This window comes from Paenibacillus sp. HGH0039 (assembly GCF_000411255.1).
Classification (GTDB): domain Bacteria; phylum Bacillota; class Bacilli; order Paenibacillales; family NBRC-103111; genus Paenibacillus_F.
Map to the genome: position 1 here is coordinate 1,328,691 of NZ_KE150412.1, position 26,705 is coordinate 1,355,395.

Annotated in this window: 24 protein-coding genes and 1 pseudogene; 6 read left to right on the plus strand and 19 right to left on the minus strand. The window is 54.0% G+C overall.

The features are described 5' to 3' along the window. Positions 1–43: 43 nt before the first annotated feature. The 7 genes and pseudogenes from HMPREF1207_RS05755 to HMPREF1207_RS05785 form a co-directional block, all read right to left on the minus strand. Entirely contained in the window at positions 44–637 is a 594-nt protein-coding gene (locus tag HMPREF1207_RS05755) for a hypothetical protein (protein ID WP_009673306.1), read from the minus strand. Between the two features lie 146 nt (positions 638–783). Then, positions 784–1,713, minus strand: coding sequence for an ADP-ribosylglycohydrolase family protein (locus HMPREF1207_RS05760; protein ID WP_009673321.1), 930 nt, complete (start codon positions 1,711–1,713; stop codon positions 784–786). Between the two features lie 489 nt (positions 1,714–2,202). Then, positions 2,203–3,090, minus strand: a complete 888-nt coding sequence (sdaAA, locus tag HMPREF1207_RS05765) for an L-serine ammonia-lyase, iron-sulfur-dependent, subunit alpha (RefSeq protein WP_009673351.1) — start codon at positions 3,088–3,090, stop codon at positions 2,203–2,205. Then, positions 3,087–3,767 (minus strand): L-serine ammonia-lyase, iron-sulfur-dependent subunit beta, encoded by a 681-nt coding sequence (sdaAB, locus tag HMPREF1207_RS05770; RefSeq protein WP_009673333.1) that lies wholly within the window; start codon positions 3,765–3,767, stop codon positions 3,087–3,089. The genes sdaAA and sdaAB overlap by 4 nt, the downstream gene beginning before the upstream one ends. Before the next feature lie 470 nt (positions 3,768–4,237). Next, positions 4,238–5,308 (minus strand): dihydrodipicolinate synthase family protein, encoded by a 1,071-nt coding sequence (locus HMPREF1207_RS05775; RefSeq protein ID WP_009673301.1) that lies wholly within the window; start codon positions 5,306–5,308, stop codon positions 4,238–4,240. Between the two features lie 2 nt (positions 5,309–5,310). Then, entirely contained in the window at positions 5,311–6,327 is a 1,017-nt protein-coding gene (locus tag HMPREF1207_RS05780; protein ID WP_009673340.1) for an NAD-dependent epimerase/dehydratase family protein, read from the minus strand. 386 nt (positions 6,328–6,713) lie between these two features. Continuing rightward, a pseudogene (locus HMPREF1207_RS05785) lies at positions 6,714–7,108 on the minus strand (YvaD family protein). 102 nt (positions 7,109–7,210) lie between these two features. Between HMPREF1207_RS05785 and HMPREF1207_RS05790 the strand changes: the two are divergent. The 4 genes from HMPREF1207_RS05790 (at position 7,211) to namA (ending at position 10,617) form a co-directional block, all read left to right on the plus strand. Continuing rightward, positions 7,211–8,053, plus strand: coding sequence for an amino acid ABC transporter substrate-binding protein (locus HMPREF1207_RS05790; protein ID WP_009673312.1), 843 nt, complete (start codon positions 7,211–7,213; stop codon positions 8,051–8,053). Between the two features lie 31 nt (positions 8,054–8,084). Further along, positions 8,085–8,762 carry an amino acid ABC transporter permease gene (locus tag HMPREF1207_RS05795; RefSeq protein ID WP_009673347.1) on the plus strand — a complete coding sequence of 226 codons (678 nt, stop codon included), beginning with the start codon at positions 8,085–8,087 and terminating at the stop codon, positions 8,760–8,762. 9 nt (positions 8,763–8,771) lie between these two features. Further along, positions 8,772–9,518 carry an amino acid ABC transporter ATP-binding protein gene (locus HMPREF1207_RS05800; RefSeq protein ID WP_009673329.1) on the plus strand — a complete coding sequence of 249 codons (747 nt, stop codon included), beginning with the start codon at positions 8,772–8,774 and terminating at the stop codon, positions 9,516–9,518. A gap of 88 nt (positions 9,519–9,606) precedes the next feature. After that, positions 9,607–10,617 (plus strand): NADPH dehydrogenase NamA, encoded by a 1,011-nt coding sequence (gene namA, locus HMPREF1207_RS05805; RefSeq protein WP_009673300.1) that lies wholly within the window; start codon positions 9,607–9,609, stop codon positions 10,615–10,617. Between the two features lie 524 nt (positions 10,618–11,141). Here the strand turns inward: namA and HMPREF1207_RS05810 are convergent. Both HMPREF1207_RS05810 and HMPREF1207_RS05815 read right to left on the minus strand, forming a co-directional pair. Continuing rightward, on the minus strand, positions 11,142–12,761 hold the full coding sequence (locus HMPREF1207_RS05810; RefSeq protein WP_016423500.1) for a phosphodiester glycosidase family protein: 1,620 nt from the start codon (positions 12,759–12,761) through the stop codon (positions 11,142–11,144). 140 nt (positions 12,762–12,901) lie between these two features. After that, on the minus strand, positions 12,902–13,663 hold the full coding sequence (locus HMPREF1207_RS05815) for an NAD-dependent protein deacylase (protein WP_016423501.1): 762 nt from the start codon (positions 13,661–13,663) through the stop codon (positions 12,902–12,904). A 233-nt stretch (positions 13,664–13,896) separates the two neighbouring features. Between HMPREF1207_RS05815 and HMPREF1207_RS05820 the strand changes: the two genes are divergently transcribed. Further along, positions 13,897–15,222, plus strand: a complete 1,326-nt coding sequence (locus HMPREF1207_RS05820; RefSeq protein WP_009673317.1) for an MFS transporter — start codon at positions 13,897–13,899, stop codon at positions 15,220–15,222. A gap of 110 nt (positions 15,223–15,332) precedes the next feature. Here the strand turns inward: HMPREF1207_RS05820 and HMPREF1207_RS05825 are convergent, their stop codons facing one another. From HMPREF1207_RS05825 to HMPREF1207_RS05840, 4 genes are all read right to left on the minus strand, one after another. Continuing rightward, on the minus strand, positions 15,333–16,781 hold the full coding sequence (locus HMPREF1207_RS05825; protein ID WP_009673305.1) for a nicotinate phosphoribosyltransferase: 1,449 nt from the start codon (positions 16,779–16,781) through the stop codon (positions 15,333–15,335). 42 nt (positions 16,782–16,823) lie between these two features. After that, positions 16,824–17,375 (minus strand): cysteine hydrolase family protein, encoded by a 552-nt coding sequence (locus HMPREF1207_RS05830; protein ID WP_009673294.1) that lies wholly within the window; start codon positions 17,373–17,375, stop codon positions 16,824–16,826. A 179-nt stretch (positions 17,376–17,554) separates the two neighbouring features. Then, positions 17,555–17,980, minus strand: coding sequence for a hypothetical protein (locus tag HMPREF1207_RS05835; protein ID WP_009673325.1), 426 nt, complete (start codon positions 17,978–17,980; stop codon positions 17,555–17,557). A 30-nt stretch (positions 17,981–18,010) separates the two neighbouring features. Continuing rightward, the gene (locus HMPREF1207_RS05840; RefSeq protein WP_009673307.1) at positions 18,011–18,784 is read right to left on the minus strand and encodes a sporulation protein; all 774 of its coding nucleotides are present in this window, start codon (positions 18,782–18,784) and stop codon (positions 18,011–18,013) included. 399 nt (positions 18,785–19,183) lie between these two features. Here HMPREF1207_RS05840 and sda point away from each other — a divergent pair, with 399 nt between their 5' ends. Beyond that, the gene (gene sda / locus HMPREF1207_RS30715) at positions 19,184–19,321 is read left to right on the plus strand and encodes a sporulation histidine kinase inhibitor Sda (RefSeq protein ID WP_009673311.1); all 138 of its coding nucleotides are present in this window, start codon (positions 19,184–19,186) and stop codon (positions 19,319–19,321) included. Between the two features lie 21 nt (positions 19,322–19,342). Here the strand turns inward: sda and HMPREF1207_RS05845 are convergent, their stop codons facing one another. From HMPREF1207_RS05845 to HMPREF1207_RS05870, 6 genes are all read right to left on the minus strand, one after another. Beyond that, a complete protein-coding gene (locus HMPREF1207_RS05845) occupies positions 19,343–19,621 on the minus strand; it encodes a hypothetical protein (protein WP_009673313.1) in 279 nt (92 codons plus the stop codon). Between the two features lie 239 nt (positions 19,622–19,860). After that, positions 19,861–21,498 (minus strand): beta-N-acetylhexosaminidase, encoded by a 1,638-nt coding sequence (gene nagZ / locus HMPREF1207_RS05850; protein ID WP_009673353.1) that lies wholly within the window; start codon positions 21,496–21,498, stop codon positions 19,861–19,863. Between the two features lie 23 nt (positions 21,499–21,521). Beyond that, on the minus strand, positions 21,522–23,147 hold the full coding sequence (locus tag HMPREF1207_RS05855) for a response regulator (protein WP_016423502.1): 1,626 nt from the start codon (positions 23,145–23,147) through the stop codon (positions 21,522–21,524). After that, positions 23,117–24,895, minus strand: a complete 1,779-nt coding sequence (locus HMPREF1207_RS05860; protein ID WP_231392016.1) for a cache domain-containing sensor histidine kinase — start codon at positions 24,893–24,895, stop codon at positions 23,117–23,119. The genes HMPREF1207_RS05855 and HMPREF1207_RS05860 overlap by 31 nt, the downstream gene beginning before the upstream one ends. Positions 24,896–24,915: 20 nt before the next feature. After that, positions 24,916–25,758 (minus strand): carbohydrate ABC transporter permease, encoded by an 843-nt coding sequence (locus HMPREF1207_RS05865; protein ID WP_009673303.1) that lies wholly within the window; start codon positions 25,756–25,758, stop codon positions 24,916–24,918. Between the two features lies 1 nt (position 25,759). Next, positions 25,760–26,647, minus strand: coding sequence for a carbohydrate ABC transporter permease (locus HMPREF1207_RS05870; protein ID WP_016423503.1), 888 nt, complete (start codon positions 26,645–26,647; stop codon positions 25,760–25,762). Positions 26,648–26,705: the final 58 nt, after the last annotated feature.

Sequence of the window (26,705 nt, forward strand, 5' to 3'; positions counted from 1 at the left end):
AACGCGGTTTTTAGTGGTTTTCCGAGCATTCAGCAAACCCTGATTAACTCTTGATTTTATTAATGATATCCTGATAGTATTGTTTACCGTATTCATTGTTAGACTCTTCTACTTTTTTATTAAAATATTCTATAGCCTCATTTTTATATGGTTCCGGAATTTTTTCTAAATACAAATCCATTATAGTTTCAAAAGAACTTTCGGCTACTTTTTTGGGTGACATTTTTTTAATATTCATAAAATATGCCCATTTTTTATCGTAATTTTCAAAATGCTTCAATCTAGACAGGAATATTGCGACATAAGGTCCTATCTTACTTTTGTCACAATTTTCCAGCATGAATTCGTAAATTTCCTTAGTTTCCGGAAGATCATATCTCTGAATCATATTCCCAATTGCTGAAACAAGCAGAACTACAAGTTTAGTATTATCCTTATGCTTATTATAGATATCAAGAAGGGTTTTAGAAAACTTCGGATCATTAAATAAATCTTGATAATAAATTGAAACCTCTAACCTGGGCGTTTTCTCAAACTCTTTTACAGCAAGAAACAGCTCTTCATCACTCAATTTATGCCAATCAGACAGTTTCTCTTTTAATAGGCTGATATTTTCAATATTTTTTTTAGTGTCCATATAGTTCTATCATCACCATTTTCCTTTATACCACTTTATATTTAGTTATGAATATTTATATATTTATCATCAATATTGAAAAATGATTTTCTGAAATTTTGAAAAAATTCGCATTAATTCTGACAACACACATTATTAAACAAGCGTTAAGCACGCTGCAAGTCAAGCAGCTTCCGCGCCGTCTTCTCGATCTTCCCGCGCATCGCCAGCTTCTCCCGCCACGGTTCCGGTATGCCGTCATAGCCGTAATAAGCCCCGGCAATCTGCCCGTAAACGGCTCCCGTCGTGTCGGCGTCGTCGCCCAGATTGACGGCCAGCAGCGCCCCGTCCTCGAAGTTTGAGGACTTGTCGAAAGCCCACAATGCGGCTTCCAGCGACTGGACGACATAGCCGGAGCCTTTAATCGCCGGAGGCTCCTTGCGTCGGTAAGAACCCGCAAGGATCTCGGCGAGGCCGTCGGACAGCTCCAGCCCCGCCGCCCCCATCCATTCGCGGTAAGCATCCGGCGCAAGAAGCTCCGCCTTACTCCAGCCGCGCAGGCCCGCGAGGAGATAGCAGGCGAGCAGCCCGCAGGCCTGCAGGCACTCCGCCGTGCCGTGCGTCGTGCGGGAGCTCTGCACCGCGAAGCGGACGGCCGCCGCCGGATCGGCGGCATAGAACATCGGCACGGGAGCCAGCCTCATGATGGAGCCGTTGCCCGCGGAATACGGGTCGTTCGAGCCGCTGAAAGGCTCTCCGGTACGCTCGAAGAGCAGCAGCGCTTCCCGCGTCGCGTTTCCGATGTCGAAGCACGTGCCCGTGCTGCTCATATACCCCTCTCTGAACCAGCTTACGTAGCGGCTCATCTGATCGGCGGGATCGAAGCCGTCCGTTTCCAGCAGGCTTTCGGCCAGACAAAGCGCCATCGACGTATCGTCGGTCCACTGGCCAGGCCGAAGACCAAAAACACCGCCGCCGACCATATCGCGAAGGGGTTCGAACGTTCCCGGTCTGCTGAATTCCACCGCCGTCCCCAGCGCATCGCCCGCGGCGAGACCTGCCAGACAGCCATGAAAACGGTCCAGGGTAAATTCCATAACGTTTCAGCCTCCCAGCTTGGTTGTATGTATAAAAATTCTTCAGCGCGCGACCGATCTCCTTTCTCTCTTTAAAACAAGCCTGCTGTGTACTGCGACGCATCGCACGCGGTTCCGGTGCGTGTGACGCTGTCTTGCGGCGCATCGCGCACAGTTCCGGTGCAGGTGACCGCCGTATTGCGGCGCCACACGACGCGCCGGGAGCTGTGCGGTGCCCGCGGTGAGAAGTCCTGGGCAATGGTTAAGCACGCTTCGTCCGTCCCAAGACTTCCTCTGCTCTGCCCAACTCCCATCCGCAAAAAAAGACACGCCCGGCAGTCCGGACGCGTCTGTGTTGTACCATGCGAGCTTCCAGCGCACGGTGAGACCCTGCATTGCAGTGGTCCGCCATGCGCGAGGTGTACTGTTTTCATCCCCTGTAGGCAGAGACGGCTCCATGCCCTGGAGGAGCATGTATTGAAACAGGACTTGCGCCCGGCTCACAACCTCTTAAGTACGTTTGCGGCTGAGCTTCAGCTCCTGCATCATTTTTTTGCCCGTCGGCGTTTGGGCCAAACCGCCCTTGGCCGTTTCCCTGTACTTCTCGGGCATAGCGGACCCGGCCTCGTACATCACCTGGATGACTTCGTCGGACGGAATCGCGCTGCGCACGCCCGCAAGGGCCATGTCCGCTGCGGCCAGCGCATTGACGGCGCCGAAGCCGTTGCGGACGATACACGGAATCTCCACGAGGCCGCCGACGGGATCGCAGATGAGCCCGAGCGTGTTTTTCAGCGCCAGGCCGACGGCGTGCACCGCCTGCGCGGGCGTTCCGCCGCGCAGCTCGACCATCGCGCCGGCCGCCATGCCGATGGCGGAACCGACCTCGGCCTGGCAGCCTCCCTCGGCGCCGGACACGAACGAGTTGTTCGCGATGATGTAGCCGATGGCTCCGGCGCTGAACAGTCCCGTCACGAGGTGGTCGTCATCCCAGCCGAACCGCTGCTGGGCGCTGACGAACACGCCGGGGATGATGCCGCAGGAGCCTGCGGTCGGTGTCGCGATGATGCGGCCCATGGACGCGTTCACTTCGGACACCGCAAGCGCGTAGGCCATCGCCCGGCACGCTTCTTCGCCCACGGACGGAACGGAGCCGGACATATAGCTCATGACACGCTGGGCGTCCATGCCGGTCAGTCCGCTGCGGGACGTCGTGTCCTCGGTGAGTCCTTTTTGCACCGCTTCCTTCATGATCTTGTAGTAATCGGCCATTTTCCCGAATTCCTGCTCCGTGCTGCGGCCGGATTCCTTCGCCTGTTCCTCCAGCATAAACTCGGAAATCGACTTATTCTCGGCCGTGCAAATATCCGCCAGTTCTTTCAGCGTCCGAAATCTCATGATTGCCCTCTTTCCTTCAGATCCACGATCTTCACTCCGTCTACCTCGCTCAGCTGCAAAATCTCCCCGATCAGGTCATCCGTAATCACGGAATCCGCTTCAATCACCGTCATGGCGTCGCCGTTGCGGCCTTTGCGGTCCAGATCCATATACCCGATATTGACATGGTGTTTCTGCAAAATAGCGGTAATGTCGGCGATCATTCCGGGCCGGTCATGATGAGAAACGACCAGCGTCGGAAATTCTCCCGTGAACTTGAGATCGAATTGGTTAATCCCTAGAATTTCGATATTGCCTCCGCCTATCGATGCGCCGACCATGCTCATTTCCTGGCCGCCGGCATAGAGAACGATTTTCGCTGTATTCGGATGAACGGTCAGCCCTTTGCTCGTATGAAAAACGATTTCGACCCCCGCCGCTTCCGCATCCTCCAGTGAATCCGGAATCCGGCTGTTGTCTGTCTCATAGTCCAGCAGGCCGCCGACAATCGCCAAGTCTGTCCCGTGGCCGCGGTACGTATCGGCAAAAGACCCGTAAAAAGTCAGCTCGGCTTTGTCCGGCTGCTGACCGAATAGCTGCCTGGCCACCCGCCCGAGACGGATGGCTCCGGCCGTATGGGAGCTCGATGGGCCGATCATCGAAGGACCGATAATCGAAAAAACATCTTTGAACCGCACCCAGTATTCCTCCCTGTCCTAATCATTTTAGCAGGGCGGCAGCGTTTACACGCCTTTCCGCTCGGCCGGGCTGATCCCGCCAAATTAATTGACCAGCACCTAATTCCTATTCTATTGCGATTCTCGTCTCTATTCAACTGCCGGATCTTGTAACGGGCCGCACATTTTTCAAGGCGGGGTTTAGCTGGTGGCAAAACTTATGGCAGAACTGTCGGCAGACTGCCGGAAGAACGGCGCAATAAAGGGCGGAATGAGCCGAAACGGCCAACAGACAGCTTGCGGAAACTTGGCTTGGATGCACCCGCATACTCACGAGTTCCATAAACGCCGCTGTATAGACTAGGATTGCTTGTCGTTAAAAGGCAGTTTGGAAGTGGAATCACATCTTGCCGTTGCTACAGGCGGTTTCCCTGGCCTATGGGTGCCCAGCCTGGTCTGCGGGCGGCCGGTTCGCCCCCGGCTTCCACCGATTAGTCCGCGAGCCACTCACTGAGGTGCGCCTTCACGAACGCGTCGTCGTTCAAATGGGGATAATCCCGGTAAACGCGGTCGATTTCCTCCATTTGTCCCGGAGAGAGCTCTTCGTTCGGGTTGAGGCACCAGCGGCCCTGCAGAAGGCCCTGCCTGCGCAGCACTTCGTGGATGCCCGGAATGCAGCCCTCGAAATGATGCGCGGGATCGAAAAACGCCGCGTTCGCGTCCGTGACCTCAAGGTTCCGAGTCAGCCATTCCGCCGGAATATCGCGGTTGTCTCTGACTTTTTTGACCGCTTCCAGCAGTTCCACCGCTTTATGCGTCCAGACGGCCCAGTGCCCCAGCAAGCCGCCGACGATTTTTTTCTCTACCGTCTGTCCGTTCGCCTGAAACCGGTAAGTCGTCAGCAAATCCGTGACAATGTTGTCGTCGTTGCCCGTATAGAGCGCAATCTCGTCCCGGCGCTCCGAGCAGCAGACGGCCCGGACGACGTCAATCGTCTGGTAGCGGTTGAACGGCGCCATTTTGATCGCCACGACGCCCGGAATGTCCGCGAACTGCCTCCAGAAATCGAAGCTGAAAATCCGTCCGCCGACCGAAGGCTGGAGGTAAAACCCGAACACCGGAATAACCTCGGCGACAGCGTGGGTCCGCTCCAGAATTTGAGCTTCGTCGTATCCTGTTAAGCCGCCCATGCTCAGTAATCCGATATCATAGCCGAGCTTTACGGCCAGCTCCGCTTCCCGGACCGCTTGCTCCGTGGGGCCGCAGATTCCCGCGATTTTGAAAAAAGGACGCCGGAGGTCCGCTTTCTCCACTTCCTCGGCCGCAAGGCGCAAAACCGGCTCCAGCAGTCCGACCTCCTCGTCTCGGATCTCGAACTGGGTGGAGTGGACGCCCACGGCGATCCCCCCCGCTCCCGATGCGATATAGTAGCGGGTCAGCGCCCGCTGGCGCTTTTCATCGAACTGCCTGTTCTCGTCGAGCGCGAGAGGATGGGCCGGAATCGCCACGCCGTCATGCAGCGCGGCCAGCATGTCGGGACTTAAGTTTTTACGGGCTGCCATGATCAGAATTTCCCCTCTCTCTCCTGGAAATGGGTCGGTTTGTTCCACGTATGGCCGTCCGCCTCCACCCACTCCGCAATCCAGTCGATCATTTGCAGAACGGACACTTTCGGGTAGCCGAACGTCTGGCTTGCCTTCGATGAATTGCTCAGCAGCGCCGTATCCGACTCGCTGCCTTCGAAGATCGGCTCGACTCCGAGCCTGCTGCCGAATTCATTAGCGACCCAGCGCAGCGAAAGCGTCTCAGGCCCCGTGACGTTAAACACCGCAGGCGGCGTGCTGCAATGATTCAGACAGCGGATGGCAATTTCGTTCGCGTCTCCCTGCCAGATCACGTTCGCATGCCCCATCGTAATGTCGATCGGCTTGCCCGCTTTGACGGACTTGGCGATTTCGAGCAGCACTCCATAGCGCATATCAATGGCGTAATTCAACCGGTAGATCGCCATCGGAATGTTATATTTGTGCGAAAAGTACGTGAACACCCGCTCCCGTCCCAGACTGGACTGACCGTATTCCCCGACGGATGCGGGCGGTGTGCTCTCCGTGGCGCCCCCTTGGTGAACCGGCGTAATCGGATACACGTTCCCCGTTGAAAACACGACGATTCTCGAATCCCGGTACTTCTCGGCTACGCGTCCCGGCAAATACGAATTCATCGCCCACGTAAAATGCTCGTTGCCTGTCGTTCCGAATTTGTTGCCCGCCATGTAGATGATATTTTTCACGTCCGGCAGTCCCCGGAGCTGTTCGTCGTCAAGAAGGTCCACTGCAAACGTCTTGACCCCGTCTCCTTCAAGCTCTTCCCGCAGACCGCCGGATGAGAACCGGGAAGCCCCGTATACTTTTTTGTCCACACCCGCTTCTTTAATGGCGTTCATCGCCAGTCTCGCCAGGCTCGGTCCCATCTTACCCCCGATCCCGAGGAGCATAATATCTCCCTCCAGATTGGCCATATCGTTGATAAGCGCCTCAGAGGGCTGCGCCAGTTTCGCTTCCAGTTCTTGAACGGTTTTCATACAGGTCTCCCTTTCTGCTTCCCAAGATAGTACCAGTATTTCATGCCGGATTATATAAAGACAAGGTCTTTAAATCGTCTTATAGATACGATAATTTGTCTCTAAATCGGATACACGGAAAAGTCATCTTACGGGACACGAGAAAGATTATTAACAGGTATTAATTCCATATTCATCAAATTATTTCAAGAAATTTTTGATCGCTTTCTCTATTTATTCGCCGCTGCGGTCCTCCTGCTTGGACGTATGAATTAGAGACAACCATCTCTAAGCGGTCTAAATATGCGCAAGCACAGCCCGGTACGCTTCCGGAAGCTCCGGCCGCGGACGATAACCCATGAGATAAACTTCTATCGATAGCAAAAAAACGCTTTTCCCTTGCATCCTTACGTCGAAGACGGCTCCCGCGCGATAAAGTGACGCAGGAAGAACAGCGGATAGATCATTAAATACAAGTTGAAGGCCCACCAGGCCGCGTCGAAATCGCCGCTGAATCCCCAGAATGCGATCGCCTGCAAACCCGAGCAGAAGGTCAAGACCAGGGAAACGAGCGCCCAGCTTCGCCATGCCGCCCTTTTGTTCCTCTGAAGATAGATACTGAACAGCCCCGTAAACGAAATAAGAAGATCCAGGGGAAAGAAGGACCAGTTCCAGGCGACGATAACGGGATTGTCGTAATCTTTGAACAATGCGCTGTCCGGGAGCAGATGGAAAAACGTAACCAGCCAGTACACGATAAATCCGATGTCCGTAACGAAAAAAACGGCTTCAACCCTTTCATGATGCAACCTCCGTGACGAAAACTTTTGGGAATCTCATTCATAATTCCGAGCGGTTAAGGAAACCTATACAAAATATAACAAGATACTGGAGGCATAGACAAATGAAATCTTTCCGCAAAAGCGGCATCGCTCTGACCGCCGTATTCGCCTGTACCCTGCTGCTCGCCGGGTGCGGCAAAACCGCTACCCCCGCGCCGTCTCCTTCGCCCTCGCCCGGCGCCGCCACTCCTTCCGCCGGAGCGGGCACACTGGACGCGGTCAAATCCGCCGGAAAAATCCGCATCGGCACGGAAGGCACCTACGCTCCTTTCACATTCCACGATAAATCCGGCAAACTGACGGGATTCGACGTGGAACTCGCGGAAGAAGTGGCGAAAAGACTCGGCGTCCAGGCGGAGTTTCAGGAAACGAACTGGAACGGCATGCTCGCCGGGCTGGATGCCAAGCGCTTCGACCTGGTAGCCAACGAGGTGTCCATCCGCGAGGACCGCAAAGAAAAGTACGATTTCTCCGATCCGTACATCGTCTCCAAAGCCGTTCTTATCGTGCGCGAAGACAACAAGGATATTACGAAACTAGAGGACCTGAAAGGCAAAAAATCCGGGCAGTCGCTCACCAGCAACCTCGCGGATATCGCCAAGAAGAACGGCGCGGAAATCGTCGCGATCGAAGGGTTCAACCAGGCGATCGAGCTCCTTATTTCCAAACGTATCGATGCGACCATCAACGATAACCTGTCCTACCTCGACTTCAAAAAGCAGAAGCCCGATGCGCCGATCAAAGTCGTCGCGGAAACGACGGAAGCGTCCCGGAGCGCTTTCCTTTTTAACAAAAACAACAACGATCTGGTTAAAGCCGTCAACGAAGCGCTGGCTTCCATGAAACAGGACGGCACCTACCTGAACATTTCGAACAAATGGTTCGGAACGGACGTGTCCAAGTAACAAGCACTTGACGAAACGGGGTTGAAATCGTATGTCCGAGCGCAGCGAACGGCTGCTTCAAATTTTTATGGAATCGCTTTGGCCGATGCTGAAAGCGGGACTGCAGTACACGGTCACCTTGACGCTGATCTCCTTTGCGCTCGGTCTGGCCCTCGCGTTCGCGACAGCCTTGGCGAGACTTTCGCGCTGGAGGCTCTTGGCGGGTATCGCCGCTTTTTATGTCTGGATCATCCGGGGGACCCCGCTCCTCGTGCAGTTGTTCATCATCTATTACGGCCTGCCCAGCCTGGGCTGGACCATTGATGCGTTCCCGGCCGCCGTGCTGGCTTTTACGCTGAGTGTGGGCGCCTATAACTCCGAAATCATCCGCGCCGCCATTTTGTCCATTTCACGGGGACAGTGGGAAGCCGCCTATTCCATCGGGATGACCCGCAGGCAGGCTCTGCGCCGGATTGTTCTGCCCCAGGCCGCAAGGGTTTCGGTCCCCCCGTTGTCCAATTCCTTCATCTCTCTGGTGAAGGACTCGTCGCTTGCGGCTACGATTACGCTGACGGAGCTGTTCCAGATTGCCCAGCAGAGGACGGCAGTGTATTACGAGCCCATGCTGCTCTACTGCGAGGCGGCTCTTCTGTATTTGCTGTTCAGCACGGTACTCACGTATGCCCAGCGGCTGATGGAACGGCGCTTCGACCGTTACGCCGCCAGATAGGAGGCTCTTATGATCGAACTCTCCCACCTGAAAAAACAGTTTCAGTCCCAGGAAGTGCTTCGCTGCATCAGCCTGAACGTCGCCCGTGGCGAGACTGTCGTCGTCATCGGGCCGTCGGGTTCCGGCAAAACGACACTCCTCCGCTGCATCAATCTCCTGGAAGTGCCGGACGCCGGATCGCTTCGGATCGGCGATGCCGGGCTGGACTTTACCGGCGGCAGGAAGCCGTCCTCCCAGGACATCCTGACCCTGCGCAGGCAGACGGGCATGGTGTTCCAGTCGTACGAACTGTTCCCCCACATGACAGCACTGGCCAACGTCATGGAGGGGCCCGTCACGGTGCAGGGGAAGCGAGCCGCCGAAGCGCGGGACAGGGCGCAGGAACTGCTCGCCAAGGTCGGGCTTGCCGATAAAGCCGGGCTGTACCCCCACCAGCTGTCCGGGGGCCAGCAGCAGCGTGTCGGGATCGCCCGCGCCATGGCGATGAACCCGCTCGTCCTACTGTTCGACGAGCCGACCTCGGCGCTTGATCCGGAGCTCGTGGGAGATGTCCTCGAGGTCATCCGGCAGCTCGCGCGCGAAGGAATGACCATGGTCATCGTCACCCACGAGATGAAGTTCGCCCGCGACGTGGCCGACCGCATCGTATTCGTGGACGGCGGGGTCATCGTCGAGGAAGGCTCTCCGGCGAAGGTGCTGGACTCGCCGTCCCATGAGCGGACTCGGCGTTTTCTGCACCGCATTTCCGGAGGCTAGTCCCCGCTTTTTTTTGATCGGAGCATGCGGTGAGGAGTATAATGGAACGAGCAGCGTACATAAATTTGTCGGAAAGGCGGGATTTTCCATGAAATTGTTCGAACCGTTTACTATCCGGAACGTTACCCTTCCCAACCGGATCGTCATGTCGCCGATGTGCATGTATTCCTGCGAAAACCGGGACGGCAAAGTGACCGACTGGCACCGGACCCATTATTCTTCCAGAGCGGTCGGCGGCACCGGCCTCCTCATCCTGGAAGCCTCCGCCGTGACGGAGCAGGGACGCATCTCTCCGCAGGATCTGGGCATCTGGAGCGACGGCCACGTCGAGGGGCTGCGCGAGCTGGTCGGGCTGATCCGCAGCCACGGATCGAAGGCGGGCATCCAGATCGCGCACGCCGGACGCAAAGCGGAGCTGGACGGGCCTATCGTCGCTCCGTCCGCCATCCCTTTTCCAGGCGGCAAGACGCCGGAAGAAATGACGCCGGAGCAGATTTCCCAGACCGTCCGGGCGTTTGCCGACGCGGCCCGGAGAGCGAAAGCCGCCGGGTTCGACGTGATTGAAATTCACGGCGCTCACGGCTACCTTATCAACGAATTCCTCTCGCCCCTGTCCAATCACCGGACGGATGAATACGGGGGAAGCAGACAGAACCGCTACCGCTTCCTGCAGGAAATCATCAACGCCGTCAAGGAGCAGTGGGACGGCCCGCTGTTCGTCCGCGTCTCGGCGGATGAGTACGACCCGAACGGGAACAGCATACAGGACTACGCGTTCTTCGCCTCCCTCATGAAGGAGCAGGGCGTCGATCTGATCGACTGCTCCTCCGGCGGCGTCGTTCCCGCCAAGATCGACGTCTACCCGGGCTATCAGGTATCCCTGGCCGACCAGATCAAGAACACGGCCGTCATTCCGACAGGGGCGGTGGGCCTCATTACGGGCGGCAAGCAGGCCGAGGATATTCTCGAGCGCGGACAGGCCGATCTCATCTTCATCGGCCGCGAGCTGCTGAGAGACCCGTACTGGCCCCGCACGGCAGCGCGCGAGCTCGGAGTCGAGCCCGCATTTGCCCCGAAGCAGTACACGCGCGCCTGGTAACGCGGCTTAAGCCGGCCGGCACCGGACTCACGAAGAGTCCGGATGCCTGGCCGGCTTTTTTGGTGTGCGGGCGGAGGTGCGCCTATGGACGCCTGCCGGATGCGCATACACTGCCTGCTCACCTATGGACGCCTGCCGATGCGCATACGCTGCCTGCTCGCCTACGGATGCCTGCCGATGCGCATACGCTACCTGCTCGCCTATGGGGCGCCTTCCGATGCGCATACGCTACCTGCTCGCCTACGGACGTCTGCCGATGCGCATACGTTGCCTGTTCGCCTATGGGGCGCCTTCCGATGCGCCTACGCTGCGCGGACGCATATGGACGTCTGCCGGTGCGCATACGCTGCCTGCTCGCCTACGGATGCATACGCTGCGCGGACGCCTCCCCGTCAGCATACAGTTACCAGCGTCATGCGGCGCCTCCCGGGCCCCCGGAGCTGCCGCGCAAGCGAAAATGCCGGGAGATTGCACGCGTGAGACATAAAGAAAAGCCCCTGCCTGGCGGCAGGGACGTAAAAGATTCAGGGAAGCACAATGTCGGCCCGGTACAACCTCTGATCCCACTTGACCTCCGCCCCGATCTTCTCGGCCGTGAAACGCAATGGGACATACAAATAATTATCCAACAGTTGCGGCGCCGCAGGCACCCAGTAATCCGTGCCGTTGACGCGGATATAATAGCTGCCGACGGTCATGACCATCTCGACGTCCCCCTTCTTCAAGGTCAGGGAATGCGCCGCGTTGTCCCACTTGTATTCGGTATTCATCGCGTTCAGCAAAGGGCGCATGGGGACCATCGTCGTCTCTCCGCCGACAAAACCTTTGAAGCCCGCGGACAGTTGGCCGTTCACCGCAACCTGCACCTGCGGGGTCGCGTGTCTCTTCACCACAAGCGCGTTGCTCAGAGCCCGTCCGGGGGCCGTCAGCATGCTTCCGTTGGCGTACAGCCCCGAACTGGCCCCGCCGTCCAAGTTCATGGCATCGGTCAAGCCCATCGAGAGCGCGATCTGCGCGAGATCGTTCATCGTTGCGCCGTTAACCGTCCCCATGACGAGTCTGCCCTGAGCATCCGCGCCCACAAAGCTGCGCATAGCGGCCTGCTTCGTGATTTTCGGATCGGTGAAGCCGTCCCGGGCAGGGTCGATATCCACCTTGCCGCCGGTCACGAGCTTGGGCCCGACCCCCGTGGCGCTCTGCCACAGCTCCGCTCCTTGAACGCGCTGGCCGTTCTCCGTCACTTCCAGCTTCGTTGTGACGGTGTCGCCCACATGGAGGTGCGGAAGCAGGTTGCTCTTGTTGTTCGAGCTGTTACCGATCAGACAAACGTACCCGTCGTACGGTACGTACACGGCATCGCCTGTAATGGCCGTGATGACGCCGTCCCGCACCACCACCTTCGTCGTTCCGCTTTTGCTGACGGCGGCTTTGTATTCGGGCGTAAACCAGACGACCTGGTCGGGCTGGGAATCGCCGTAATCCTTATTGGTCCCCCACGGAGAAAACGTATAATCCTTGCCGCCGTGAGTCGCCGTAATCGTATAGGACATTTTCAGCTTCCGGATATCCACCGTCTTGTCCGCATCGACTATCAGGGACTGGTTCTCCCCGGAATGCAACAGCTCCCCGTCTTTCAGCATAAGGCCGTTCGGGTAACGGATCGAGGCGTCTTTTTCATACGCGTTGAAAAAAGTCCCGTTCACCGCGGCGACCGCTCCCGTCCTGGCGATCATGGACGAGAAGCTCTCGTCGTACCCGATGCCGCGCGATGCCGAAACGGGCACAACCTCGAGATAAGGGTCCGTCACATCGACGCGCACCCATTTGACGGCGAAGCTTTTCCCGCCGGCGCTTACCTGCCTGCTGCCGCTTGTGACCGCATCGTCGGCAAGAGCTTGACGGGCAGGGCCCGCCGCGAACAGGATGCCGCCGATCAGCAGCGCGGCCGCTCCCGTACGCAAAGCTCCTTTGGCTCCGGCGTACACGCCATTCGGCCAAAGGTCCTTTCGGCCGCCACCCTCATTCAAAATCTCCGCTCTTGCAACATCCGATTGCGCTTTCCGCTTGCCCGCGCCTTCCGTTAAACTCCCCCGCTTACCCAACCGGGAAAAAGCGTATCCTGCTATATCCAGACCGCGTCTCATGCTGTCATGTCTCCTTTGACATTGTAATCCGGTCCCGTCTGGTTCAACCGCCAACCAGCGTCCGCTCTGTCGAATAAAATTCGCCGCCGGACCCGCCGGATTCCTTCCCGAATCAGTCCTTCTCTTCTCGAAAAAACCGTTTAAGCCCTTTTTTCCGCAAAAGGCGCCAGCACTTTTCCGATCGGCTCCCGGATAATACAGGAAGCATGCGAATCGTATGGAGTCGGGTCCAGGTTGATCAGGGCCAGACGGCCTCCGTGGAACCGGCCTACCATGCCTGCGGCGGGCTGAACCGTCAGCGAGGTGCCGCCGACGATCAACAAATCGGCCGCGGCGATTTGAGCCGCCGCTTCGCCCAGCACATGCGCATCCAGCCCTTCCTCGTAGAGGACGACGTCCGGCTTGATGATGCCTCCGCACACCGTGCAGCGGGGTACCGTCTCGATGCTTTCCATGACCGCATCCAGTCCGTAGCCTTCGCCGCAGGAGAGGCATTTGTTCCGGAGCACAGAGCCGTGCAGCTCCAGAACGCGCTTGCTTCCGGCAAGCTGATGGAGTCCGTCGATATTCTGCGTAATGACGGCGGTAAGCTTGCCGCTTCGCTCCAGTTCCGCAAGCGCCAGATGGGCCGGGTTCGGCCTGGCCGCCGGGTGAAGCATCTCGCCCCTGTAGAAGGCGTAGAACTTCTCCGGCTCGCGGATAAAAAAGCTACGGCTCAGCATCACTTCCGGCGGATAGTCGTACTCCGCCCCGCTGTTGTACAAGCCGCTTGAAGAGCGGAAATCGGGAATCCCGCTTTCCGTGGAAGTACCGGCACCGCCGAAGAACACGATGCGCTCGCTTTCGTCAATCAGACGACGGAGATTTTCCGTATGGTTTTCATTCGATGGCAGATCGCTCATTTTGAGCCCTCCCTGAATTGAAATAAATACAAACCCGGCCTTTCGCGGCCCCAGAATTTCGAAAGGTTTCTCCTTATTGTACCTTATTTCTTGCACCTTCCAGAAAGCGATTGCAAATATTAGGTAAAAGGAGAGGAATTCCGGTAAAGCCGGGCGAATAAGTGTGTACAAGAAAAAAATCCGATTAAATACAGTGCTTAACATTTTTTAACCCGTGAAAAGGAAGGTGCCTCATGTCTCAAACGAACCCGGTCACACCGGCGCCCCTCCCTGCGAAAGGACGCAAGCTTTTTCTGTCCAGGCCCGTTCTCTCCTGGGGATTAAACGATTTGGCCAACACGATTTTCTCCTCCAACATCGTCACGTTGTTCTTCCCGTTTTACTTGACCCAGGTAATCGGCGGCGATGCGCGGATGGATCAGGTGGCCAGCACGTTCATTACGTATACCAACGCCCTCTCGGGTCTGCTCATCGTCCTGCTCAGTCCGCTGTACGGCGTCTGGATGGACCGTACCGGCCGCAAGAAAGGCCTTATGGTCCCGTTCACGCTGCTCGCGATCGGATTTACGCTGCTCATGGCATTATCGGCCAACTGGCAAAGCAGCGCCTCGTTTTTGGGGCTTCCCCTTGCCGTGGCGGGCGTCCTGTTCTTTTTCGTCATCGCCAAGTTCTTTTTCAGCTCGTCGGTCGTGTTCTATGATGCGATGATTTCCGATCTGGGAAATTCCAGGGAAATCCCCCTCATCTCGGGGTTCGGCGTCGCGCTCGGGTATATCGGTACCCTGATCGGGCTCTCCGTGTACCCGCTGGCAAGCGGACAGCAGTATGAGCAGACCTTCCTGCCCAGCGCGCTGCTTTACCTGCTTTTTGCGCTACCGCTTATGCTCTTCTACAAAGAGGCGGCTCCCGCACCCCGTTCCGGCGGGCAGACGGGATTTTTAAGCGGCTACAAGGAAATCGCGGCCACCTTCAAAGAAATGAAGAAATATCGGCCTATTTTCCTGTTCATGGTGGCCTACTTCTTCTTCAATGATGCCCTGCAGACCGCCATCTCCGTGATGGCCGTGTACGCCAAAACCGTGGTCGGCTTTTCAACTGTCAGGTTCCTCATTTTGTATCTCGTAGCGACCGTTTCGAGCATATTCGGTTCCTTCGTCTTCGGCTACCTGACCCGGAAATACGGGGCCAAGCGCGCGGTCGTCTATGTCGCCCTGCTGCTGATCGTCGCCATCGGCCTGGGAACGACAGCCGTCAACGAGCCTATGTTCTGGGCGGCCGGCGTCATCTACGGGATTTCCATGGGGTCCATGTGGGTGACCTCGCGCACCTTGATCGTGGAGCTCTCGCCCCCGGACAAACGCGGCCAATTCTTCGGCCTCTTCGCCTTCTCCGGCAAAGTGTCCTCGATTGTGGGACCGGTTCTGTACGGGACGATCACCTTCCTGCTCCAGGATCAGGGCACCTTGGCCAGCCGGGTTGCGCTCGGTTCCCTTCTGGTTATGGTCGTCATCGGCCTCATTGTGCACAAACGCATTCCGGAGCAGCACGAAACGGTTTGACCGGACAGAAGGCCCCGCTTTCTCTATTTCCAAATTAGCCGATTATGCAAAAAGCAGCCCCGTATCCGAAGGACGAAACACTCGTCCCCCGGTACGGGGCTTTTGATCAATCAGCCGAAATTGAAGTTTTCAATCATCTTCATTTTCATTTCCCACGTCTTGGTGCTGAGATCGACCGCATACTTCTCCGGGTTCAGCTTGCGGAGATATTCCGGCCAGAACTGGTCGAGCTGCTTCCGGTGATGAGCTCTCATTTCTTCCAGGGAAGGCACCTCGTATACCTGCTTGCCGTCTTCAAAGACGGGTTTCAGCAGCTTGACCGCCTTATACTCGTCCACATATTTATAAATATACGGATGAACGGGATCGAAAAGCTTGATCTTCCTGCCTTCCTGGACGTCCGTCTCGTCATGCAGCACAATGTAATCGGCGATAGCTTTGCCCGTATCGGAGCCGATAATCCGGTAGACATCCTTCCAGCCCGGCGTGGATACTTTCTCGGGATTACCGGAGATCTTGATCTTCGGCACCATGACGCCGTTTTCTTCGATCGCCACAAGCTTGTAGACGCCGCCGAGCGAAGGCTGGTCGGCCGCGGTGATTAGCTGGGTGCCTACTCCCCACGTGTCGATCCGGGCTCCCTGCGCCTTCAAGTTCAAAATCGTGTTCTCGTCGAGGTCGTTGGACGCCACGATTTTCACGTACTCCAGACCCGCTTCGTCGAGCATTTTGCGGGCTTTGATGGACAGATAAGCCAGGTCGCCGCTGTCCAGACGGATCGCCTGCATCCGTTTCCCCTGCTCTTCCATCTTCTTTGCCGTTTGGATCGCATGCGGCACGCCGCTTTTCAGCGTATGATACGTGTCCACAAGCAGCGTCACCTGATTCGGCAGCGCCTCGGCGAATGTATCGAACGCTTCCTGCTCCGTAGCGTGACCCTGCACCCAAGAATGGGCGTGGGTCCCTTTGGAAGGGATGCCGAACATCATGCCGGCCAGCACGTTGGAGGTAGCATCGAAGCCGGCGATATACGAGGCCCGCGCTCCCCATACCGCGGCGTCCGCTTCCTGGGCGCGCCGTGTGCCGAATTCCAGGAACGTGTCGGCCGGAGACACGTTTTTAATGCGGGAAGCCTTCGTCGCAATCAGCGTTTGGTAGTTGATAAAATTAAGCAGCGCCGTTTCGATCAGCTGGGTTTCGAAAATCGTGCCTTCAACCCGTACGAGCGGCTCGTTCGCGAAAACGAGCGTTCCCTCCTCCATCGAGTAGATCGACCCGCCGAAATGGAACGCTTTTAATTCTTCCAGAAATCCTTCGTCGTAATTCTCTTCCTGCTCGCTCAAATAGCGCAGAGCCGGCTCGTCGAACTTAAGATAGTGTACATAGTCGATGAGACGCTGCAAACCCGCAAAGACCGCGTATCCGTTTCCGAAAGGAAGCTTCCGGAAGAACGCTTCGAATACCGCTTTCTGGCGGTGGGAACCGTTTTTCCAGTGGGCGTACATCATGTTAATCTGATACTTATCCGTATGTAAGGTTAAATTCGGTATGCTGCTCATGAATTCGTCTCACCTGTTCCTGACAATGTAGTAGTCCTGCTGTTAGACCGGTTCGCTGCCTCTCACGACTTGAGCGCCCAGCGAAGTACGGAAATGGTTTAGGGCAAACGTGTGCCCGTCCGGGTTAAAACTGGCCACGGCATCCTCGTGGACGATCAGCTCGAAAGCCTTGTTATACGCATCCACGGCCGTATGCAGGACGCAAATATCCGTGCAGACGCCGGCCAGATGAACTTCCTGAATCCCGCGCGCTCGCAGCTGCAGCTCCAGATCCGTACCGCAGAACGCGCTGTACCGCGTTTTATCCAGCCACAAGATCTGGCCTTCCTTTTCCCGGTAAAGGGTATTTAAACGGCCGTACAGCTCGCGTCCGCTCGTGCCCTCAATATTGTGAGGCGGAAACAGCTTCGTTTCCGGATGAAAAGGCTCGTTCAAACGATGGAAATCCACGGCCATGACGACAAAGCCGCCCTCTTCCAGAAATTCCTCCGTGAGCGCCGTAATTCTCTCCTCTATGGCAATCGCGGGATCCCCTACCCGAAGCTTGCCTTCGACAAAATCGTACGTATAGTCAATGACGATCAAAGCTTTCATAACCCGATAACCCCTTCCCCGAATCTTAGGCTTAAAAGTTTGTAACGATCATATCACTCCGACCTTCTAAAATCAAACGGGCCCAGCCCTTTCCAGCCAACAAAAAAGACCGCTGCGCCGGACACGCGGCAGTCCTGATTCTCTTATCCTTCGCTGTCTTCCTTTTTGGCTGTTTCTCCTTAAGCAGCTCCGAATTTCTGTTCCAGATAAGTTTCCGTCCAAGCGAGCAAGAGACCGAGCGCGGCAAAAACAAGAACTCCGGCTGCCGGCCCCATGCCTTGCTGTTCTTCCAGGAGACCTCCGTATAGATTGGACAAAAGCCAATAGCCGCCCAGCCCTCCCGCAACCGCATATGCCAGCGCTTTGACCGGCTGTGTGGAATGCAGACACCCGAGCAATTTGCCGAGCGGAAAGAACGAAACAAAATAAAACGGAAACGCCATGAAAATTCCGAGCAGAAGGAAAAAGCTCCCGAGCAGACTCCCTTCCGGCGATGTTGCCCGGGTGCCTGTCAGCAAATCCGCGGCCCACAGGCCGACTCCGGCATACACCGGGAAAATAAGGCTCAGAAAAAGCGTCGTCTTCGCTTTGCTTCCGGCAGGCATAGTGTCCCCATCTTTCGTAAAAGGTTGATTTTACAGATGATCTTGAATCAATTCGGCCAGTACACCGGCCATGTAGGAAGGACCTCTGCCGAGATCTGCCGGATGAATGCGGAGCCGGAGGAGCGTTTCATCCGCGTCCGCAGCCTCCGCGATAAAGCCGGCTAAGCCTCTGGCCTTGCGGTCGATCTGCAGCAGCAGCTCCAGACCTTCCGTCGCCGGCAGAAAGCTGATTTCCAGCTCATCCAGCTCGCTGCGAAAACGGCCGGCCGGAACGAATTCGAATTCCTGCAGCAAGCCGATCCGTCCGCCGAACCTCGGCGACTGCTTCACCTCCGCCTCCCGGAGCCGGAAGCCGAGCTGGTCCGCGGCGTCGAACACGACCTGCATCTCCGGGGAGGGAATGACTTCAATCCGGTCGGAATCGCTCGGGTCGATTGCGCTGGCAATATCGAGCTCGGTTGAGAACCAGACCGGAGTATGCCCCAGCGTAAGCGGTGTATGTTCGGCCAGCCTGAACCGGAACGGCACTTCCATCTCTTCGTTCGGTCCGAGCGTGAACGGGTCCGAAACGAGGTATTTGGCAATTTCTCTCGTCTCCTTCACATGACTGTTATTGACTTCGCGTTTGTATTCGGTGACCAGCGAAATATAAATCTCCTCGATACGTTGTTCGACTTGGCCCCCGCGGATATGAACGACACCTTCGACCTCTTCACCCGGGTAATAGGCATTCTTGCTGAGGCGTGTATCCACTTGAGCGGCGCCAAAACCGATACTGGCCAGCATCCGTTGGAAAAACGTCATTCTTCATCCTCCTGAACTTGCTAAAAAATAGAAATCTTTCGAGCAAATTATACATGATTTGGACAATCGTGTCTTCGGAACAATTCCGGCCGCACGTAAAAAAGGCTCCTTGCGAAAGGAGCCGGAGCCTGCGGAAAAGCCGATTTCACTTGCTTTTTTACTGAAATCTCGGACCTTCTACCCTGTTTCGGGACCTCCCTTCTTTTAACAGTAGGACGAAAGCCTCTATCAGATGGAAAGGAACAGGTCATTTTTATTGTTTTTTGGAAGAATAATGTGCATGAAAGTGTAATGATAAACGCGCAATTGCGTAATCAATTTGCGCTGACGAAACGATTTGAATCTTTTATTATAAGATTGTACCCACGTTTACCATTTTATTCATAAAGGATGAATGTCATGTTAAAAAAATCAGCTGTAGAGCTGCTTAGTGATTATCAGCTGCTTGATTGTTTCGTACAAGCCCTACAAATGAAGTTGGGTGCCGAATTTCTTCAACAACTTGCCTCCGAGATTAGACGCCGCAATTTATATTAATCGGCGGCTTGCCGGCCCCGTTTATTTTATACCGGGCCGATACACCGCAGAATCTATCGTTTGACTGATTAAGGCTCCCTGTCTCTGCCAATTGTCGGAAGCGGAACGCAGCAGCGCAATCGTACTGCTTATGTCCTTCATATAGTGAATATCGTGAATATCTGCAGCCAACTGATACAAGGTATTGAGGCTTCCGGTTGCCTGTTCTTTACCTATTGTTCCATTCCGGATATTCGATAACGTCCTTTCTTTTTCATTGGTGATAAATTTGCGTATGCCGGCCAACCTGTTCGATCCCATACCTCTCCCCCTTAGTAACGAAAATGACGAGCGCCGGGTCTTCGGCTTATGCGAAGACCATTACCACTATATGCGCTAAGATTCACATTCTATACGTTCATGGAGCGGCTGCGGAACGAAAGAAAATTGCCGTTTTACAAGTACAGATTCGAAAAAAAATACACCAGAAACGTACAGCCCAAAAAAAGCCCCGCAAGCTAACGGAAGTTAACTTACAGGGCTTTTCGGTTATTCGGCGGTTAGCTCCGAGGAGAGGCAGACCAGCCGTACGAGTATTCAGGCGTCACAGTAACGGGCAGCTTGCCGCTCGCCGGGAACTGGCCGGTTAATACCCCGGCAACCGCGTTCATGGCATGAGGACGGTTTTCGTAGCTCGCCAGGAAAGTTTTCACTTCCGGAAACTCTTTAAAGTCAAACGGATTGCGTCCGGCCACCACGACGAGCTTGCTGTCTCTGGCCGCCAGTTCTTTTACGATGCGAACCTGATTGGGCGAAAAACTTGCATTATACGTGACCACGATAACCTGGTCATAGCCTTGACTTGCCTTCAGTACACGCTCCACTTCTTCTTCGGAAGGATTCGTGTGGATTCTTTCTTCCGTTACCTCATGAACGGTTTCCGCCAGGAAAGCTCCGAGTGTTTCCTTCTGCTCCACCACTTCGTCGATTTGCGTCCATTCCCGGACTTCCGTCCAGATGACAAACGTTCTTTTGTCTTTCACAAGCGGAAGCTGATCCTCGTCCTTAACAAGCGTCACACTCTTCTTGTAGGTTTCACGCACAAGCTCGATATGCTCAGGGGACCCCACTGCGGAAATATCGCCGGCCGCAGCGCCCACCGTAATATTCAGACCGGCTTTTAAAGCGAGAATACGGTCCACCGACTCGTTGATCCGTTCTTCGCTGATACGGCCGGATTCCACCGCTTCCACCAGACGTTCAATGGTTTGAACCTGGGTATCGTAAGTATGGCTGACCAGCAGCAAATCGGTGCCGGCTTCAACCGCCATGACCGCTCCTTCAGCCGTCCCGTAATGGTCTGCGATCGCTTTCATCTCCAGGCAGTCGGTCACAATGACGCCTTCGTAACCAAGCTCACCGCGCAGCAAATCGGTCAGTACCCGCTTGGACAAAGTCGAAGGCAGGCCATCGGGCTCCAGCGCCGGAAAAATAACGTGCGCCGACATCAGTACGTCGGCTCCCTCCTGAATCGCCTTCACGAACGGAGCGAACTCCAGCTCCCGCAGGCGCTCCAGGTCGTGGGGAATCATGGGCAGAGCATGATGGGAGTCCGAGTGTGTGTCCCCGTGCCCCGGGAAATGCTTGATCGTCGGTGCCACACCCGCCGCCTGGTAACCCTTCACAGCCGCAGCTCCCATCTCGCCGACGATTTCCGCGGTTTCGCCGAAAGAACGGACACCGATCACCGGATTCATCGGATTGTTGTTGATGTCGAGGCAAGGCGCGAAGTTTAGATTGATGCCCATCGCGCGCAGTTCCACCCCGCTGATCCGCGCTGTTTCATAAGCCGCCTGGGCGTCTCTTGTCGCCCCGATTGCCATGCTGCCCGGCATACAGGCGATGCCCTCGTGGATACGGGCAACCATGCCACCTTCCTGGTCGATGCTGATCAGAAGGGGTCCTCCCGCCGAGTCCTTAGCCAGCACTTGCAGCTCGTGATTGAGCTCGCTCACCTGCTTCGGATTGTCCAAATTGCGGCGGAACAAGATAACGCCGCCGATTTCGTGCTTCTGAATCAAGTCGATAATTTTCTTGTTGGGCTTCATCGCCGAGTCGAACTCATTCGATGTGGAAAAACCGCACATCATCATTTGTCCGATTTTTTGCCGGAGGCTCATTTCTGACCGTTGTTTCATACTTTTCATCCCCTATCGGTAATTTATGCGTTCGTAATTTGTTCGCGGTATTCGGAAGGCGTCATGCCGGTAAACTTATAGAACACCCGGGTAAAATACCGGCGTTCCGCATAGCCCACCTGCTTGCCGATCTGGGTAATGCTCTTGTCGCTCATGCGAAGAAGAGACTTGGCCAGTTCGATCCGCTGACGGGTCAAATTCTCCAGGAAGGTTTCCCCGAAGTGCTGTTTAAACAGCAGACTGAAGTAGCTGCAGCTGATCCCGAGATGATCGGCAATTTCCTCTACGCCGAAATCGTTGGACAAGTTCTTGGCAATGTATTCTTTGGCGTTGACCATCAGCAGCTCGCTCGGCTTACGGTTCATCCCCGCATTCATGCAGTCTTGAATAAGCTGATGGATCGTCGCAAGCAGATCCTTGACTCCGACACTGCGCTCCAGATTGGACCAGAGGCCCCGTTCTTCCTCATCGGACATGATGTTGATTTCCCGCATTTCCCGGATGAGGTGGAGGACCAGAAAGTGCAGAATCTGCTCCACACGCACATAGGAATGCTCGGAAATAACCCGCAGGCTTTGATTGAGCTTTTCGAAGGTTTGCTCCATTTGCGCTTTATCCCGCCGCTTCAAGCTGGATACGATTTCTTCGACCAGCTCCCACATGGAGTTGTTCCATTCGTTCCGGCCGGGATTCACTTCTTCCAAGAGTAGAATCTGTTCGACGTTTGGAGATAGCTGAAGCGCGCGCTGAAGCTTTTTGTAAGCGTCTGCAAGCTGGAGAACGGACATGTGCTCGGGATAAATGCCCAGGCTGACCGTCAGTTTAACGTGCTGCTTCACCGCCAGTTGAAGGGCATCGCTCCACCCTCTCACCGTCTGCAGATCGAATGGCGTTTCCCTCTGATGACGGATAAGCACGCACCATTCCCCTTCCCGGGTCTGCAGAACCGAATACAAAAGCTCATACGGCTCCAGCGCGTCCTGCAGCACATTGCGGACAGCGAAATTTTTGAGCTTGCGCTCTTTCTCGTTCCAAGAACGGGAAAGCTGCGAATAATTGTCCAGGTCGATGAGTAGAAGGGTAAACTCCGTCTCTTCCAGACTGTTTTCATCCTCGAAAAAATGCCGGGTCGTCACGTTCGTATAATCAAGCAGAATATCGAATAAAAACTTCTCATACGCCAAGTGCCTGACCCGACTCCATCTTTTCTGCTCATCCATCTCCGCCTTGCGCTTCTCCCGGATATCAAAAGCGACCCGCTCCACGACCGCTTCCAGCTCTTCGTAGTTGATCGGCTTAAGAATATAATCCTTGGCCCCGTATTTTAACGCCGACCGCGCATATTCAAATTCCTGAAACCCCGTCAGCAGAATAACCTGGATATCCCTTTCCAGCTTGTTAACCTGCTCCAGCAGCGCGATTCCGTCCATCAAAGGCATACGAATATCGCTAAGGATAAGGTCCGGCTGGTGCTCCTGGACCATCTCCAAGGCCTTGACTCCGTTCGATGCGAGCGCAACGACTTCAATATCGTGCTTCTCCCACGGTATGACGGTTTGCAGATTGCGCAAAATATTGATCTCATCATCCACCAATAAAGCTTTTAAGTTCATCATCATCACCTTGCTGTCGTTTTGGGAATTATACATTTGATTCGTGTACCTTTGTTCGGCTCGCTGCAAATATAGAGCCCGTAGCCATTTCCGTAATGAATCCGCAGACGGTCGGCTACATTAAGTACACCTAATCCTACCCTTGGCTCATTCGTATCGAGTCTAGGATTCTTTTTCCGGTATTGGAACCTGACAAGAACGTCCTCGGGGATGCCGATGCCATTATCTTCAACCCACAAAATAATGTGATCCCCGCCGTCTTCAACACGAATGGTAATAATCCCCTGGTACGTAATCCCTTCGAATCCGTGCTGAATACTGTTTTCAACAAGCGGCTGCAGCGTCAGCTTAAGAATGGAGTGATTTTCCAGCTCTCGGGGCAGGTGAATCTCAAAATCGAAAAGCTCTTCAAAACGGTATTTCTGAATTTCCATGTAATTTTTCAAATAGTCGATTTCCAGGCCGAGGGCGATTTCTTCTTTATGATGGAACGAAATCCTTAATATCGTCCCCAGCCTGTAAACGAGCTGGCTCACTTTTTTACCTTGATTTTGTACGGCCAGCGCATTAATCGACTCCAACGTATTAAACAGGAAGTGAGGCTTGATCTGCGCCTGCAGCAGGGAAAGCTCCGCTTTGTTCTTATGTTCCTGCTCCTGCTTGACCTCTTCCACAAGGTCATGGATACGGGACACGAGACTGTTGAAGCCTCTCGAGAGAACGGTCATTTCATCATTCCCCTGTACTTTGACCCGCACGTCCAGATCTCCCCGTTCCACTTGTTTCATGGAGCTGACGATCCGGATAATGGCCCGGATATACCGGTTGACAAACAGCAGGTTGAAAAGAAGGGCGGATATGAGGAACAGGAACATGATCGTTCCGACCCATTTCAGAATAATGGACATTTCGCCGGAGATATAATCCCACGGGGTGACAGATACGAGCGCCCACTTGGGGGTTCCGTATTTTTCCAGCCCTATATCATATACCGTCACGAGACTCTCTATACCGTCAAATTTGACTCTGGAAGTGGCGTAAGTCTCCGTCAAATCCACTTTTTGAGATAAAAATTTATTTAAATTGGAGCCATTTGTAAGCTTACGGTTGTCGTACAAAATAACCCCTTGCTGGTTTACTAACAGAAAGTGGCTGTTCTTTTGATTATAAAAGTTGAAAATTTTATCCATTTCTTTAAAGTCAAATTGAAGAAACATAGTTCCAATTCTACCGGAACCCGGAGTTTCATAATAATTGACTGTGCGGACCTGGCTGAACAAATTGTTGTCTCCGGTCAATTCCGGATTTTCATAAGGCCCGATCCAGCGGGGAAATCCGTTCAAATTCTTGACTTCTTCATAAATCGGATGATCTTTTAACGTTTTAAAAGGAATCGGCGTAAATGGAATAACACCGCTTGAGTAGTTTTCTCCATATAAATTATATACGGAAAAAGTCCCAAGCGGCTCATAGGTAAGAAATATTTTTCTTAAGCTATTCGTTACATTATTCAGTTGTTCGTCGGACGGCGGGTTCTCGTTCAATTCAACGAGCTGCGTCTGCAGATTGTCTCCCAGCATCCAATAATCCGAATAATAGTTGGCTTCCTTAAAAAGGCTTGCAATGTTACGGCCGATTGACTTAATGGTCAGCTCGGATTGCTCCATGTATTTCTCTTGGGTAATGTCCTGAAAGATCATATAAGTGAAAATTGAAATAGATAATAAGGGAATAATGATGAATCCCATGAAAGCCAGAAATACTTTTTTTCGTAAATTCATCATTACTCCCATGTCCTTTCAACTTAACCCTTGACGCTTCCGGCAGCCAAGCCTTCGATAATCTTTTCTTGTAGTATAGCATAGATCACGACGACCGGCACGATGCTAAACATAGTCGCCGCCAGGAGAGCCCCATAGTTCATCGCCATTCCGTTGTTCATCGCCGCCATCGCTACAGGCAGCGTTCTCAGCGCCTCTTTGGACAGCATCACGTTGGCGAGAACGTACTCGTTCCAGTGACCGAGGAAGTTGATGATAAACACGGTCACGATGGCAGGCGTCATGAGCGGCAGCACGATTTTCCAGAACAAACCGTAAATCGTAAGTCCGTCCATAACTCCGGCTTCTTCAAGCTCCCTCGGAAGAGATTTGATGAAAGCCATGATAATAATAATAGAGAGAGACAGACCGAATGCGATATAAGGCAGGATCAAAGCAAGGTGTGTATCGTACAGCGGAATATGCAGGACGTTAGTAACGTTCAAAATGAAACGGTACAGCGGGATAAGCAGGGAACCCGCCGGTATCATGATGGCCAGAAGAAATACCCCGGTAACGAATTTATTCATTTTCGGGAAATACATCCGCGTCAGCGCGTAAGCCGTCATACTTGCGAGCACAATCGTCACGACACTGGCCAGAACGGAAATATACAAGCTGTTGACGAAATACCGGCCGATGTTGGCGCTGGTCCATGCGTTCACATAGTTATCCAGCGTAAAGTTTTTAATTAAAGCGAATGGATTCGCGACGATATCAACATGCCTTTTGAACGAGTTTTGAAAACCCCAGAACAAAGGATACAAGGTTACAAAAACGTATAGTAAAAGAAAGGCATGGAGAAATCCATTTTTCAATTTGGACATATCAGTTCTCCACATCCTCTAATTTTTTTGTAAGCAGGTTGCTGAACAGCGTAATAATCAAGGTGAAGACGAAGATCAGGATCGCAATTGTATTCGCGTAACCGTAATTTCCTGTCGTCATACCCACTTTATACATGTAAGAGGCCATAACTTCCGTGCTTCCGTACGGTCCGCCTTTGGTCATAACCATGACGATATCCATCGCTTTCATCGCGCCCGTGATAGACAGCAGGACGATAACCGCGAGGATCGGACGGATCAAAGGAACCGTAATGAGAAGCGCTCGCTGAAACCCGGTGGCTCCATCGATTTCGGCAGCCTCGTAGACTTCTTTGGAAATTCCGAAGATTGCAGCCAGGACGAGAACGATATAAAATCCGGTCCACTGCCAGGCATTCGTCAGAAGAATGGAAAGCATAGCTGTGCTTTCGTCAGCCAGCCACAGATGGATCAATTTATCCAACCCGATCGACTCAAGCAGCTTGTTCAGCAAACCTACTGTCGGGTCAAATACGACAACAGTCCAAAGTACCCCTACGACGGCAGTCGACAAAATACTCGGCAAGAAAACGGTCGTTTTATAAAAGCCGCGTAATTTTCTGACTTCCGAGATTAATACCGAAAAAATGACGATAACCGGAACTTGAATAAAGACGGAAAACAAAATAAAGTAAAGGTTATTTTTGACCGAGATCCAGAAATACTCATCGTTAAAAGCTTCTTTAAAATTATCCAATCCGTTAAAAACAGGTGCAGTCAGACCATCCCAGCTAGTAAACCCGTATCTGAATGTTGTAAGAAGCGGGAACATATAAAATGTCAAGTAGAAAAACAGGGTTGGAATAATGAACACCAGGTATGCTAGAGGATTTCGATAAACCTTGTTCATAGCAGCCTCCATCCTTCACACTATGCGAATAAGAACGGGTACCACGTGATGTGATACC